Source organism: Enterobacter sp. CPE_E890, from assembly GCF_046521475.1.
GTDB classification, from domain to species: Bacteria; Pseudomonadota; Gammaproteobacteria; order Enterobacterales; family Enterobacteriaceae; genus Enterobacter; species Enterobacter adelaidei.
In genome coordinates, this window is sequence record NZ_JBKFZW010000001.1 from 4101114 (window position 1) to 4114949 (window position 13836).

Below are 13836 nucleotides of genomic sequence, written 5' to 3' on the forward strand. Positions count from 1 at the left end.
GTTTTACTTTTCAAGAGAGTCCCAACGAACCGCAGAAACTATCCCCCAGTTGCCGTTTGCATTTGGTCGCTTCCATTTCGCAGTCTCCATCTTACGCAGGTAGTCCAAGGCCTCTGCGAAAACAAAAAACCGCTGTAAGTTACCAGCTTCACCAACAACATAAGATCCATCCCGATTACTCGCAAGCCCCGGATTGAAACAAGAACCGTCCTTCGCATACGGAACATTCACAATCACAGTTTTTACGGTCTGATCGGATGTAAAGAGTTGCCATGCTTCAACCCCAAGCGCACGAGCCAATGTCTCAATAGCATCAAGTGAGGCATTGGACGTCCCTCGCTCAATCCTGCTCATGTAGCTACGAGCGAACCCGCAGCGATCAGCAAATGCTTCCTGACTAAAACCAGAAGCTATACGAAGTTGTTTAATTCTTTGCCCAAACAAGGCTCTTAGATTCTTTTGCATCTGATAAAGATGCAAGTTTTGACCTCTAATCAGCCACGCTCCAATCGTGACATTTCGAACCAATGTTGTATGGTTTGCTCCTTCCATAGAACACAAACCAGGAACACTATGAAAAAGATTCTTATGGCGGCAGTATTGATTGCAACGGCTACTAACGCTTACGCGTTGAGCCACGGGGATAGAGCCACCCTAAAGGAAGGTACATTTAACTGTAAAAAGCTGACCGATTTTTACGAGATGGTAAGTAACATTCAGGACAAAGACCAACAAGGTATGATTGGTCTCATTACTTCCGGTAAATGCCGTCTCCTAAAAGAATCGATGACAGTTGAGATTCAGAACGTAGACGAAAAGGGTTTTGTTTCCTTCATCACCCCAGGTGGTCACGGTGGCTGGGCAGTTCAACAGTTTTTTGAAGAGTAAACCCCTTTGAACTCTTAATGGCGTGAATGCTCACGCCATCACATAATGTAGCATTTGAGTATACATTAACACTACGTGATAAAAGTGACCTAAAAGACGTAGCTTAAATAGCGCTTTACTACTTAAACGCTACATGCAATTATGCTACAACCCAAACACTACACAAAGGCTACCTGATGACCACCAGCCGAGTTTATGCCTATCTCCGCGCCTCCACCAAAGAGCAGGACGCTACACGCGCCAAATCAGCATTGGCAGAATTCGCCGCCTCTAATGATTTAGGCCACGTCACCTACTTCATTGAGAACGTGAGCGGAGCCAGTTTACAGCGCCCGGAGCTTATGCGCCTGATAGACATAGCCGCGCCCGGTGACATTCTGTTAGTGGAGCAAGTAGACCGCCTGAGCCGTCTTAACGCTGAAGACTGGGAAACACTGAAAGCCCAGATTGATAGTAAAGGCTTGCGAGTGGTGGCCCTCGACTTGCCTACCAGTCACTTAGTTTTAAAAGTCCCAGAGGACTTTATGCAATCCATGATGAAAGCTATCAACGGTATGATGTTAGAAATGCTGGCAGCAATCGCCCGTAAAGACTATACAGACCGGCGCCGCCGTCAGGCTGAGGGAATCAGCAAGGCGAAAGCTGAGGGCGCTTACAAGGGCCGCCCAGTGAATGACAAGCTACATGGACAGATCCGCGCATTGCATGAAGCAGGTAAGACAAAGAGCGAGATCCATCGCCTCACAGGTGCAGCCCGAACCACCATAAACAAAGTGCTTGTGACGTAAGCCTTACTTGTTCCCTGCCACCAGCCATTGATATTCGGTACGGACGGGCAGCAGAATTGGGTACGTCACGAAAACCTCGTTAAGCGACTCATGTAATGGAGCAAATCTGCGCCTATCTGGGGAGCACTCAAGCCCAAGTAAACGCATTGAGAACAATTATTCAACAGGGATTAAGAGAGGGACACGCGCATGAAACGCTTACTTGTGCTAATGCTGGCGCTACTGCCAGCCCTGGCGAATGCCACACAGATAACCCTGATTCTCAGTGACGAACAGGAGACAGACAATGCGAAGATCTGCATCTACAGCAACGCCAACTTAACGGAAACAGTGACGATCAGACCGTCCCAGCAATGCCGCTACACGATGACATTTGAGGAGGAGTAACGATTGAAGAAAGAGCAGAGTCGATAGTTAAAGAAGCGCGTCAAGATCACAGTTTCAACCAGAGAAAATGATTTCAGACCAAGCATTTATACAGCTATAATGCTTGACTATTATTCAAAATTACAATGGACTTCACTATGGCTAACGACGTTTATCAAAGCCAGAAATGCACTTTGCGCTTCTCCAAAAAAGCTATCGATAGATCTGCTCAAGCAATCAGACATGGTTGTGTTAATGAGGAACGTCAGGCTGCTATTGAGATGATCCAAAATTTCAGGGAATTACATCTTTACCCGTTAATGTTAATGAAAAATCATTTAGCGAGAACATCCGCTAAGGTGAATAAGAAAATAATTGTTGCTCGGCGTTTAAAACGTCTTCCGACTATTATCGATAAACTTGAACGCCCAACCCTTGATGGAATACACGAAAACTCGATAAAATTAACACGTATGCAGGACATTGGTGGCTGTAGAGCAATCGTAAAAAATCTTGAACATCTAAAATTATTACAGGACCGTCTCGAAAAGAGCCGTTCAATACATACCATTGTTCATACTGCAAATTATTTGACACCTAAAGCAAGTGGGTACGGTGGCGTTCATCTAATTTACAGTTGTTTCCATGAAGGTGACGATCATAACGCGTGGAAAAAAACGAAGATAGAGGTTCAACTTCGTACAGAACTACAACATGCTTGGGCTACAAGTCTGGAGATCATCGATACACTCGAAGGTTATAAGCTGAAAACATCGCAGGAAGGGCATGAAGACTGGCGTAGATTATTTTATTTAGCAGGGTGCTTAGTCGCCCATGATGAGGGTGCATGTATTCTTTCAGATGAGACCTTAAAATCACATAGAACAGAGCTATCTGACCTGCATCACGAACTTCAATTAATTAGCAAATTAGCTCGTTACTCTTTAGCCTTGCACTTCACAAACAATGATAAATCAGGGTTAAAAACACCAAAACACTTTAAAGGCCATTTTTTAATTGAAATAGGAAAGTTTTCAAAAAATAAATTCCCCATTAGAGCACGAGCTTTCAAAATGAGCCTCTCGGGCCAGGCTTTAGAAGCATTAGCAGAAAGCGAGGCTAATGAAGAAATAGTGATTTCCGTACTGCTTTCAGCTGAAAACGTAAAATCATTAAAAAAAGCCTATCCTAACTATTTTGGTTCCACGGAATTATTTTCTAAATTCTTGCAAAAACACATTGATGCAGTTCAAGAATAAGGGGGGGGGGCATCCCCCCATTGTTCTAAACGTCCCACGGATTAGATTTTACTTTTCTCATTTTGTATTGGATACCACACACTGTGAAGGTTAGTTTCTCTGTATCGATAACTCCTTCCACTTCTTTGTAGTCGAATGGGAATCTCACTTTATTGTCGTTGATTTTGTACAAGCCGCCTGGAATGTTGGGGCCATGATTGACCTGCAAATAATCTCCCTTGACTGTCCAACGTCCCTCTACTTGGTATTCAATAGCGCGGCCGTGTTCATTGAAGTAGATACTCATGAAGTTTTTTTCCTTATTCTTTGAACTCGATTTCTTGATCGTCAAATTCTCCGTGACGAGAGATTTTCATTGAGAATCTTTTGAAAGTTTTGAAAAATTCTTCATACGTCATCTCGATTCTTTCCCTTTTGAGTCCGTATTCATCGTCAGTAACGAATGCTTCAATGTTCAAAAAACGCTGACCAGAATAGAAGGAAATAGCTTTCACCACTTCTCCTTCCTTCAAAATTCCCTTATCTCTCAATAAATCGCTGAAATCCTCTTGATCAGCACTATCCGCTGCAACGCTTCCCTTCCAATCATCGTACTGTACAGCAGCCTTAAAGTGTTCTTTTTCCATCTTATTTATCCTTTGCTGTGGGTAGTCAAAGGTAGAGTAGCGCAGATTTTGGACAATACAAGCCATAAAGCCCCGTTAGTGGTAAGGAAACAAACGGAGCATAGCGACTTCATCAGGTTGTCAGAAGGATCACACCTTATCAGGGTGCTCGTGTACCGTTAGGAGCGTGAGCGAAGCGCTGGCAGAGCCGGATCTGTAGCTACCGGAGCTATACCACTATTCACCTGTTTACGCAGCCACAAGGCCGCACATCGGGCTTAAAATGCGTATGATCAGTCTGGTGTAAGAGACAATGCCCGGACCAGGCTTTTCCTTCACGTTGTGCTATCGCGGTGTGAGGTTGGAACTGCCGCCGTCGAATAGTTATACTCTTACTTCCATAGTAACTATCCGTGACAACTAACAGTGTACCTCTTGTTGGTAGATCGTCGTTCAATGGTAGAACGATCATAGACAACTTATGTTAAGTAAGTTGTTGATAGCGAAACACATTTAAGCCAGTGGCTGGCGGTGTTTTGCAACAAGGGGAGAGATCTGGAGCGGGCGAAGGGAGTAGAACAAGCCATAGCAAAGCCACACCAAAAGCCATTTCATGAGTTTTTCTTTTCGCGCCTATACACATTCCTATACACATTTATCTCTCGCTAGGGCTGTTCGTAGGCGCTTTCCCTCTCTATTGATGGCTTAAACTTCACGGCTACAATCTTGCCGCCGCACATCTTATTGTATGATACCTCTATCCCACAATAAGGAACCTGCCAGCCATGAGAATGACCAGCCGCAAAAAAGAGATACTCAGCTACTTTGAGCCGGATAACCTCGAATGGGTGACAGGTGAGATTGGTGCGCCGCCGTTCGATGTATCGGGCGTGGCCTACCTTCTTCATGGCATGGTGTCGTTCGATAATCGCCACCAGATAGAATCAACCCGGCGAACTCTTGAAAGTATGGTTGCTGGTGGGTTGCTTGAGCGGGTGACAGTGTACGAATCCCGGCAGATAAAAAGCGGCGGTGAGACTAGCGCAACGGTCGTGCGCTACGGTTTACCCGGACAGTGTGCCGTTGTGCGCGATAATGGCGGCGCTGATAAAGCGATTGATGGGGAATGCTGGCGGGTTGGCTAAGTCGAACGGGGCAGGGCGGAATAGATAAAAAAACATATGACGAGTTAATCTGCGTACTGGATTCAAGCCCTTATCTGGCGCGGGTCTCGCCTCATATGGGCTTTGGTTCTGTCCTGAACAGTCCAGTATTTCAACATCGGTGACTATACGGATTGCTAACATGCGCCGCTTTTTTTAACCCTTCGCAGATCCCGCCTTGCTTGCATTGAAACGGATCTCGCTAAACTCAGCTCAAGCCGTGCGATTCTGTCGGCATGTAGCCCCATGAGTCCGTTAATCAATGTCATCTCGCGCCATTCTTCTGTTCCCTGCGTCGGATTAGTCGCCAGTAATAGCCCGTATCTCTCAGCCAGCATGAGGTTTCTTGCACGATTTCGCACCAGCGGAGAAAGCGCCTCTCCTCCCTCAAATGGGAAGAATGCCCGCCGACTGCGTTCGCCATGTTTGACGGCATTAGTATTGCCCAACGGTGCGCCTGCGCCTTTCCGCTTGCCACCCCATCCCGATCTTGATTGTTGGCTATTTTTTTTCATTTAACGGCTCACTGTGCGCATTTTTGTGCGCAAAAACCTTAACAAACCCTAACAATACCTTAATAAAACTGTATATCTAACTTCCGCCATCTACTGCGAACGGATAGCGCCCAAGCCAGCAATAACAGGCATCTCCGCTATTTTTCGAATGAGCAATTCGCGCTTAGAAATTACTGCGAATTCGCAGTTAGCATTCGTCAGGTAGTACGCACGTTGAATACGCAGTTTTGCTGCGCACCTGGCTGCGTACTGCGAACCAATGCCGCAAACCTGAATATTTTGGACTGCCTAAATCGAATATGGCTTCCAGCCCGCGACTGGCGCGGGTTTAGCGCTACGAGGGTTTAAAATCCGTCCAGGACAGTCCAGAATTTACAGCCGTTTTAGTGCGAACATTACTGCGAACAGTCGCCCCCGATGGTGGCCTGTCGTTGCTTCTTGCCGCCATTTAACCGGAAGGCGTTACCGTTCGGTTGCGCTATCCCCATGCGGTGTTGCGTTTCGGTAACAGCTTTATGCAGATCGCCAAAGTCCTCAACCTTCACGGGCGGGCGCTTCACGTTCTCCAGACACGTTTCACGGCGGCGCTTTATCCATTCCCGATCATCGTCCTCGGTGCATAACAGCATGACTTCCTGCCAGCGTGTAGCTGCCCTGCGATACAGCCCCTTTGCTTCCAGTTCCTCGGCTTTCCTGTCGTTTACCATGCTTCTCTCCCTCAGAATTGCGCTTCATCGTCGAATGGCTGGCGCTGGTCAAAATCATCAGGGGTGTTATATATTTCCCATCCCGGCGCGGGTTGCGTGGTATGGCCTTTATTGACTTCATTTTTGCTAGCTGACGCGCCACGCTTTCCGCCCGGCCTTGCTGTCCTCGCACTGATCACGCTGTCGGCTACTACCTGATACCCCAGCTGCGTTCCTCCATCCTTGCCCGTCCACTGATTGACCTGCATTGTTCCGGCAACACTGACTAAATCGCCTTTAACGTGTCCTGCCAGTGCGTCGGCCTGTTTGCCGAATGCCACCACGCCCAGCCAGAAAGTAACCTCTCCGCCCTCTGCTGCATGGCATGGCAGTGCCACCGCTAAACGCCCCATTGCCATGCTTGTACCGTTTGCTGTGGTGCGGGTCTGCGGGTCTGCGACTAAACGCCCGTAGGCTGATATCTGTGCTGTCATTTTGCGAATACCTCGAATTATTAGTTTTTCTAATGAAGATTACCCGGCTCCGTCTTATTGTGGGACACCTTCGTTTTAAGCTACCCCCCCCCATAGAATCTTTTTGGGGGTGTAATATCCCTACCAATCCCTACTAACTGGCTCAGGCCACGAATGGCAAGGCTTTCAGACTGGTAGGCATTCAATTTTGTTGCCCTACATAACCCTACTTATCCCTACTAAATCACTTCAACGGCATTTTACTGCCTGTTTTATTTGGTAGGGATAAGTAGGGATAAGTAGGGATAAAAATATATATCCCTACCTAGTTTAAATCCTTGCTACGTCTGGCCTCGTCTCGTTTTTAGTAGGGCAGTAGGGATAAGTGCTGCCGTAAAAGTTTCAATCATCACTCTGCCCGCTCTCCACACCGTAAGCACGGGGGATGAACTCCTCAGCCATCTCGTTATAGCCCACGTTGGTTTGCGCTCTGCCGTTAATGCTTCGCGTCAGGTAGCTGGCTCGGTACTCTTTTGCTGCTGATTTTATGGCGCGTGAAAACTTATTGACGGAAAGCGGTTTACCCAGCCCGTGATACTCCATAAACGCCAGGTAAAGATGATAAAGATACGCCCTCGGCTCTGGCTGGCCTGCCCATGTACCTCCGCCCATCATCATGCCTTTGGGTTCGTTCATGAAAAAAAGTGCCGCACACATATCGATAACCGGATCTGTGCCGCGTTTAACGTCTAGCGCCTCCTGAGAATCGCGCTGCTCAAGTAATAGTGCTTTTGCTTTGTTCTGGTCGGCAAAGGTGGTTAGCAGGTGGCGGATAATCACCGGGATTTCTCGCCTGATTTTTGCGGTTAAATCCGGGTCTTTGTCTGCGTCTGATACCGGGTTATTAAACGGGAATATCACGCGGCGGCGGGCAATGCCCCCGTTTCGCTCCGTGAATGTCATCGGCTCGTTATTGGTTGCCATAACAACGGCATTTAGCACGGTTGTGAACTGCTTTTCATATTTCCCATCAATCTCTACCGGATCGCCGCCCGTAATGGCCTTAATCCCCGCACCCTCTCCAACATAGCGGGTCTGGTCAGGCATGATAATGAGACTTTTGCCCACGAACTGCGCCCTTCCTCGAGCGGTGTCCAACGTCATCATGCTACCGCTGGCGGTGTTGTGTTCACCTGCCAGCGTGGTTGCTATGCTGCTGAATACGGATTTCCCACTGCCGCCCTCGCCAGTTACCTCAATGAATAGCTGCCAGTCGTGACGCTTCGCCAGCACCATAAACAAGGCTGCTTTGATACGCTCGGCCTTATGATGGTCGCCAGCCGTTGCATGATTCAGCCAACGGGTAAAATCGGGGGCGCTGGTGGAAATATTCTCCCCCGGCGCTGGCGGGGTGTAGGTGATCCCATTGTGGTTCATCAGCCAGTTACCAGGCGAATGGGCGGAAAACGTCTGTGCGGCGAGGTCATAAACGCCGTTATCAAAACCAATCAGATCCCCGCTCCGCTCACCAATTACCGGGATTTGCAGTTTCATGGTTGCGACAACCGATTTAATCCCCTTTTCGGTGTAGTGGGCTTCGTGCTCGTCGAAAATTGCCACCATAACCCTTTCTAATTCGCTGTCTGGTAGCTTCACCCATACGCCAGATTCGTAGCAGTAAACAGCGCCACTATCAGGGTTAACCGCCAACATATCCCAGCGAGATGAAAGCAACCGCGCTTTCTGGCTGGCTGCCATTTGTGCAATATCTCCGGCATCGGCTTTACGGCGGGATTTACCGCCCTCAATGGCCTGTAGTTGTGGTTTCACGGCATCCCCCTGAATCTGGTACATCGAATCGTTAAAAGCGGCTGTAGCGGCTTCCAGCCCGTTTTGCTGGCGGTAGTCGTCCCAGTCGGCTTTATGGTCTGTCGGCGGCAGCGCCACCCAGCCAGCCACGGATAAAGCTGCTTTCTCTGCGGCCTCCTTCCCGATGTTGGTGGCTCCGGTTTCGGAGGCTGCTGTAGGGTGGTCGTTATCTGCGGCGATAATAATTTGCGACTGCGGGTATTTCCGGCGCATTACTCCGGCAACGTGGATCAGGTTCCCGGCGTCAATTGCCGCCACTGTGAGCGCCTCCGGGCGCATCAGGTGAACAGACAGAGCGGTAGCCAGCCCCTCGGCAATTAATACGCTCTGCGGCTGTTCTGGTGCGTTTACGGCGTGATATGCCCCGCGCTTCGCTGAACCTGTCAGAAGTCGCTTCTCTCCCTGCGGTGTAATGGTCTGCGCTGCTGCCACTGCGCCGGATTCGTCCACCAGCTCCAGCAATAACGAACCATCCGGCATAACCGGATAGTTAAACCCGGTCAGCCCTTTTGATTGCAGGTACTCAGATTCGCCCCGTGTGACGCTCTGGCGCATTCCGGCATACAGACGGGCAAACGTAGCCCTTCGCTGCTCTGCGTCCTCTGCTGCCTGTTTCTGGCGCTCAGACTCCATTTGCTCCCGCCTCTGGCTGGCTGCTGTCGGGTCGGTTTCCGCTGCCCGGTAATCAATACCCAGCACATCAGCGGCAAGGTGCGCCGCCTCCGTGGTGTCGCAGTTGTTAACCCGCTTGATTAAATCCAGCCCGTCGCCCGCGCCGCACTGGTTGCAGATAAAGCTGCCGCGCCCGTTGTCGTCGAACCGGAAGCGATCCGTACCGCCACATGCAGGGCAGGGGGCATGGCGGCGTGATGAATCAGGCACGTCGATTGACAGGCCAGCCAGCACATAAGGCCAGTTACCAGCGGCGGCGGTGGTCACTTCGCGGATAAGGTCGATATTACGCATTGTGTCGCTCCCTCAGTGCGCCGCTGGCATTTCAGGCCAGCCATTTTCATCCAGATCAGCAATGAAGTGATCGTGTAGCTCTGCCAGCGTTTCACGTCCGAACGGGGTCAGCTCGCCGCGCTCCGTATCCAGCATGGCCTGATAAAACACAATGGCTTTTTCCGTACCCTGTTCGACGCCGTATCGCTCAATCATTGCGCCCTCGATGTTGTTCGCCATCGCCAGCCGTTCAGCAAACGGGTAAATCACCATGCCCGCATTACCATTGGAGTAAATCGCCACCTGCGATGTTGTGCCGTCAGCCTCCGTGACGGAGGTTGTGCCGTTTTCGCGCTTCATTTCAGAAACGAACTTCGCAGCAATCAGCCAGCGCCACATAGTGACGTTATGCTGCGCGGTAAAGTCGAACCAGCCACGCGCCCCGCCATCAGCAACGGCAAAATGAATGGCGTAGCCGATATCTGGCGTATCGTCGTACTCTCCCGCATCCAGACGGCTTACAGCGCTCTCATAGGTGATAATGGCTACATGCTCATACATCCCGGCATCATTGCGGGTCATGATGTTTACGCCGTGCGGTGTGGCTTCTGCGTGGAACAGGTCGGGATTATCCGTCTTTAAGGTCAATACGTTGCTCATTCCGCCACCTCTACGCCCTTGCTGATTTTTCGCTGCTGTACACAAATAATTGCCCCAACGCTCCAGCCGTTGCCGTGTGCTTCGTCTCTCATACACTGAACGGCAATATCGGGCGTCTCGGCCTCGCCGTACCATGTGACCGGGATCGACGCTCCCGCACCATCAAGACAGGTAGCGAAAGTTCGGAACTGTTTCATTTGTCCGCCTCCAGTCTCGCCTGACACTCTTCAGCTCTTGTCACGGAGTGAATCTCAAACAACCATGCATACAACTCGTCACGTTCCGCGCTCGCTGTTATTCCGGGCATAATCTCCGTCAGCACATGGCAAAGGCCTGCACGTACACGCAAAAGGCGGGCGCGTGAAACATTCTCTGCGGCGATATGGTGAATTTTGGCGGTAATTGTCGGCATGTCGCGGCGAACGGCAGCGATTAGCCAGATAAATTGTGGATTTTGGGTAGGGGTAGTAGCCATGATGGCAGCCTCCTTTGTGTTTAAGGAGTCACCGCCTGACGTGCAAATGTCATGATTGGCGGTGACGTTAGCAGGGTTTGCACTACCGGACACAAAGGAAACCGGCCTACGCGAACGTAGCCCCACTAACGCCACCATTGATTCATTACGGGCAAGGCCGCTGATTAGGTGTGCATAGTGATTGGACACAAAAAAAGACGCTTTCGGCGTCTGTGTCGCCCTGTGTGTGTTCGGGGTGCAAATCCCGGTTGCTGATTTTGCAGCAACGTGAGGACTATAGCACTGATTTTCCTGCTGGTGGTCTGACCTGTAGGCGCTGCCCTTTTTTATGGACTCCAGAAACTCACCTTCATCCTTGCGCGTACTGGTCTCAAAAGTCCATGTGGCGCGGTTGTCAGCGGTAGCAATCCATTCCACAACATCAGCCATTTGGGGAAGAATCCCCCCCGTTTCTGGCTTATAACGTTTGGGTTTTGCTGAGTCGTTAGCGTTAACATTTGCATACATCATGCGATCACCTCTACGGTAAGCCCGCCAGCGGTATAACCCTGCACACGTACACCATCTACACGGTGACGCTTCTTCGCCAGAAAGCGGATATGGTCGGCGTAGACGTGCTGCCATTTACCATCGAGCGCCACGCGTTTAAACCACGGATGCGGCTTTGTCATGGTCTGGACAACGGGCGCGGAAGCCTTGCGGGGCGCGGGTTCTGCTGTGCATACCCCCTTATCATTGCCCGTTACTCGATACAGCCAGACACTCGCCAGCTTTCCGGTCAGTCTGCGGGTACGCACCGGAACATAACCCGCCTCACGCATCGCTTTACCAAAAGTGGCATCATCGGGGTAATACTGGCGACGTAGCTCCGTGGGTACGGAAACGGCAAAGGTGCGTTTCGTCGGGTACTCCTGCCACTGGTGAACCATCGACAACGGTAGCCCGTTCACGTCCGGCTCTTTGCTGCCAGCCACGGGAAAGCCCTTACTCTGGACGGCGGTCATTGCTGTTGTCATTGCTTCACCTCCGAAAACTCTTTGATGAATCGTTCTACAGGCTGGGCGCACGGGAATTGATATCCGTCACGGTAGAACGTCACGCGGTTATGCTCGACGTGCTCAACGGTCACGATAGCGCCGTGTGAGTCCTTGTAGCGCTGCTGCGGGCGTGGGGTGCTGGTGGACTTACCCATTAGTGAACCTCCGGCAATTGAGGCTGATATTTGCGCCATAGCTCCGCTTCTTCGGCGATCAGGCGGGACTTCTCACCTTTACAGGCTTGCAGGTCTTTACCGCGCTTGCTGGCCTTCTTGTCGTAAGCTGCTTTGCGTTTGCTGTGGTCGTTCAGGAAGGCGAACGGCACACCATAGGAGCCAGTTTTACGAATAGACGGGATAACCTCGCGGAATACCCAGTTAGTGAAACGATGTGCGAACGTTCCGGCGGTGCTGGCCTTCCGGCTGCGGGCGATTAATTTGTAAAAGCCCGATTCGCAGACAGTACGCATAACCTGCAATCCACCGGGGGTGGGTGTTAAACACACCCCCTTTTCATCGGCATCTAATCGCCTCAATGCGACTTTGTGATCGGCTATTTCCAGTGCCTCACAAACATCTTTGGCGATAAACCACGGATCGCCATCCATATTGACGATGCGAACTTTGATACCCTCAAACCGGATAACGGAAATATCCCCCTCGACTGCTTGAGGAATTTTTTTCTGGCTAACGTAGGATTGTGGGGCGGCCTCCGAACTGAATCGGCTTTTTTCGATAGTCATATTTTCGGCTCCGTTATGCGGCGGTGAAGCTGTCCGGGTATAGATTGAGAATGTCGGCAATTTCAGGCTGAGAAAGTCCCTGATAGCCACCAGCGTCGGCGTTATGGTTCACTTGTGTGGTGGGCGCTGGTGGCGTAATATCAGACGTGCGAATATCTGAGTTAGCCGCCTGCTGTACGGGGCGGTTTTTCTTTTCCATTACGCCACCTCGCCACGCGACTCAGCGATGCGCTGATTAATCCACTCGTCAATTTCACTTTCAATAAAAGCGATAGAGCGGGAACCAATTTTAATTGCTGCGGGAAAACGTTTCTCGCTCATAAGACGGTATAACCACGCCTTACTATAGCCAGTACGCTTTTGTACCTCGGCGAATCTAATTAATGACTGAGACATATTTACCTCGTAACGTCCATTGCGGTTTACGAGATAGTTACACTAAAAACCATAGTAATATAGGTAGGCATGATTTTGTTGTGTACCCACCCTTGCCGATGAATCAAAAATATTGGGGGGTACTAATAATGGGTAGGTAAAACACACTTATGATGACTAATGCCACGAAAAATCATGTAGAGCACCCACCATTACTCATGAATGGTAGGCACACACTATCCTTTTGATTTTTTTATCCTTCTTCCTATGCCTTGCAGACAGGATGGGCGTAAAACAAGGTTCACCGCCTCCGCCATATTTTTACCTGCCCCCCGTTCCGTCAAGTAATCAATTACTTCTTTTTTTGTTGGAGCTGTCTGGGGGTCGTCTTCATCATAAGTTGACCAAAGTTCCTTTATAGCATCCTGAACGAATTCCAAACCTTCACTTTGATGTTCATATTTGGGAAGTAATAGAATGCCAACATCATTTTTCTCTGGAACAACATCAATAACATTTTGATCGGAGGTAGTTTCATAACTGAAAGAAATTATTTTATCTGGGGATGGCTTACGTACAAAATCAACGCGCTCATTTTCAACCCACATAAATAGTGAATCACGAGTAATTATTGTTTTATCTTTTGATATGTCACTTTTACGATCAGTTGGCTTAATTTCATAAAATTCTTCACAGCCATTCCATTCATCACCGATCCATCTAACCGAAAGACATTGAACTGGAGTTAACACCCCACGACGGATAGCACTTATGATCCCTTCGGATATTCCCCAAGCCATTTTCCAACGTTCATGACGAGTACTTCTAACTCCCTCAAGACCATTTGCATAATCATAGGGGTCAATTCCCGCAAGCAATAACGCAGCCTGGGTAATACTAAACTCCTGTACTGTTTTCCAATGAGATAGATCAGGAAGGTTTTCAACAACAGGCATATTCTACCTCGCACCCTCTAATTTTGGCGGCGAT

At 49.6% G+C, this 13836-nt stretch carries 21 protein-coding genes; 5 read left to right on the top strand and 16 right to left on the bottom strand.

The annotated features are described in order from the left end of the window. Window positions 1-3 precede the first annotated feature (3 nt). A complete protein-coding gene (locus tag ACLHV9_RS20240) occupies window positions 4-465 on the bottom strand; it encodes a helix-turn-helix domain-containing protein (RefSeq protein ID WP_124752900.1) in 462 nt (153 codons plus the stop codon). Window positions 466-573: 108 nt separating this feature from the next. Between ACLHV9_RS20240 and ACLHV9_RS20245 the strand changes: the two genes are divergently transcribed. The 4 genes from ACLHV9_RS20245 (at window position 574) to ACLHV9_RS20260 (ending at window position 3301) form a co-directional block, all read left to right on the top strand. Continuing rightward, entirely contained in the window at window positions 574-888 is a 315-nt protein-coding gene (locus tag ACLHV9_RS20245) for a hypothetical protein (protein ID WP_124752839.1), read from the top strand. Window positions 889-1064: 176 nt separating this feature from the next. After that, window positions 1065-1676 (top strand): recombinase family protein, encoded by a 612-nt coding sequence (locus ACLHV9_RS20250; RefSeq protein WP_015386386.1) that lies wholly within the window; start codon window positions 1065-1067, stop codon window positions 1674-1676. Window positions 1677-1865: 189 nt separating this feature from the next. Beyond that, window positions 1866-2063 (top strand): hypothetical protein, encoded by a 198-nt coding sequence (locus ACLHV9_RS20255; RefSeq protein WP_015386385.1) that lies wholly within the window; start codon window positions 1866-1868, stop codon window positions 2061-2063. Between the two features lie 137 nt (window positions 2064-2200). Further along, the gene (locus ACLHV9_RS20260) at window positions 2201-3301 is read left to right on the top strand and encodes a RelA/SpoT domain-containing protein (RefSeq protein WP_015386384.1); all 1101 of its coding nucleotides are present in this window, start codon (window positions 2201-2203) and stop codon (window positions 3299-3301) included. Between the two features lie 25 nt (window positions 3302-3326). On the opposite strand, the gene ACLHV9_RS20265 is transcribed toward ACLHV9_RS20260, so the two are convergent. Next, on the bottom strand, window positions 3327-3587 hold the full coding sequence (locus tag ACLHV9_RS20265; protein WP_208584405.1) for a hypothetical protein: 261 nt from the start codon (window positions 3585-3587) through the stop codon (window positions 3327-3329). Between the two features lie 13 nt (window positions 3588-3600). Continuing rightward, entirely contained in the window at window positions 3601-3927 is a 327-nt protein-coding gene (locus ACLHV9_RS20270; RefSeq protein WP_015386382.1) for a hypothetical protein, read from the bottom strand. A 764-nt stretch (window positions 3928-4691) separates the two neighbouring features. Between ACLHV9_RS20270 and ACLHV9_RS20275 the strand changes: the two genes are divergently transcribed. Further along, complete coding sequence (locus ACLHV9_RS20275) at window positions 4692-5051, top strand: hypothetical protein (protein WP_049015942.1); 360 nt, start codon at window positions 4692-4694, stop codon at window positions 5049-5051. Between the two features lie 155 nt (window positions 5052-5206). Here ACLHV9_RS20275 and ACLHV9_RS20280 read toward each other — a convergent pair whose 3' ends face one another. The 13 genes from ACLHV9_RS20280 to ACLHV9_RS20340 form a co-directional block, all read right to left on the bottom strand. Continuing rightward, window positions 5207-5584, bottom strand: a complete 378-nt coding sequence (locus ACLHV9_RS20280) for a hypothetical protein (RefSeq protein WP_407221019.1) — start codon at window positions 5582-5584, stop codon at window positions 5207-5209. Between the two features lie 395 nt (window positions 5585-5979). Further along, window positions 5980-6291, bottom strand: coding sequence for a PerC family transcriptional regulator (locus tag ACLHV9_RS20285; protein ID WP_407221020.1), 312 nt, complete (start codon window positions 6289-6291; stop codon window positions 5980-5982). Between the two features lie 11 nt (window positions 6292-6302). Next, window positions 6303-6764 (bottom strand): single-stranded DNA-binding protein, encoded by a 462-nt coding sequence (locus tag ACLHV9_RS20290; RefSeq protein ID WP_407221021.1) that lies wholly within the window; start codon window positions 6762-6764, stop codon window positions 6303-6305. A 381-nt stretch (window positions 6765-7145) separates the two neighbouring features. Next, window positions 7146-9578: a primase-helicase zinc-binding domain-containing protein gene (locus ACLHV9_RS20295; RefSeq protein ID WP_129939954.1), complete on the bottom strand. Its 2433-nt coding sequence runs from the start codon at window positions 9576-9578 to the stop codon at window positions 7146-7148. A gap of 12 nt (window positions 9579-9590) precedes the next feature. Beyond that, on the bottom strand, window positions 9591-10217 hold the full coding sequence (locus ACLHV9_RS20300) for a hypothetical protein (RefSeq protein WP_407221023.1): 627 nt from the start codon (window positions 10215-10217) through the stop codon (window positions 9591-9593). Further along, on the bottom strand, window positions 10214-10414 hold the full coding sequence (locus ACLHV9_RS20305; RefSeq protein ID WP_106108011.1) for a hypothetical protein: 201 nt from the start codon (window positions 10412-10414) through the stop codon (window positions 10214-10216). Before ACLHV9_RS20305 ends, ACLHV9_RS20300 begins: the two co-directional genes overlap by 4 nt. After that, a complete protein-coding gene (locus ACLHV9_RS20310) occupies window positions 10411-11202 on the bottom strand; it encodes an ash family protein (protein ID WP_407221024.1) in 792 nt (263 codons plus the stop codon). Before ACLHV9_RS20310 ends, ACLHV9_RS20305 begins: the two co-directional genes overlap by 4 nt. Continuing rightward, entirely contained in the window at window positions 11199-11708 is a 510-nt protein-coding gene (locus tag ACLHV9_RS20315) for a hypothetical protein (RefSeq protein ID WP_407221025.1), read from the bottom strand. The genes ACLHV9_RS20310 and ACLHV9_RS20315 overlap by 4 nt, the downstream gene beginning before the upstream one ends. Next, window positions 11705-11884: a DUF4222 domain-containing protein gene (locus ACLHV9_RS20320; RefSeq protein WP_407221026.1), complete on the bottom strand. Its 180-nt coding sequence runs from the start codon at window positions 11882-11884 to the stop codon at window positions 11705-11707. Before ACLHV9_RS20320 ends, ACLHV9_RS20315 begins: the two co-directional genes overlap by 4 nt. After that, window positions 11884-12471, bottom strand: coding sequence for a Bro-N domain-containing protein (locus tag ACLHV9_RS20325; RefSeq protein WP_407221027.1), 588 nt, complete (start codon window positions 12469-12471; stop codon window positions 11884-11886). The genes ACLHV9_RS20320 and ACLHV9_RS20325 overlap by 1 nt, the downstream gene beginning before the upstream one ends. A gap of 13 nt (window positions 12472-12484) precedes the next feature. After that, window positions 12485-12670, bottom strand: coding sequence for a hypothetical protein (locus ACLHV9_RS20330; RefSeq protein ID WP_182966054.1), 186 nt, complete (start codon window positions 12668-12670; stop codon window positions 12485-12487). Continuing rightward, window positions 12670-12867, bottom strand: a complete 198-nt coding sequence (locus ACLHV9_RS20335) for a helix-turn-helix transcriptional regulator (protein ID WP_048241341.1) — start codon at window positions 12865-12867, stop codon at window positions 12670-12672. The genes ACLHV9_RS20330 and ACLHV9_RS20335 overlap by 1 nt, the downstream gene beginning before the upstream one ends. A 215-nt stretch (window positions 12868-13082) precedes the next feature. Beyond that, entirely contained in the window at window positions 13083-13802 is a 720-nt protein-coding gene (locus ACLHV9_RS20340) for a hypothetical protein (RefSeq protein ID WP_407221028.1), read from the bottom strand. Window positions 13803-13836: the final 34 nt, after the last annotated feature.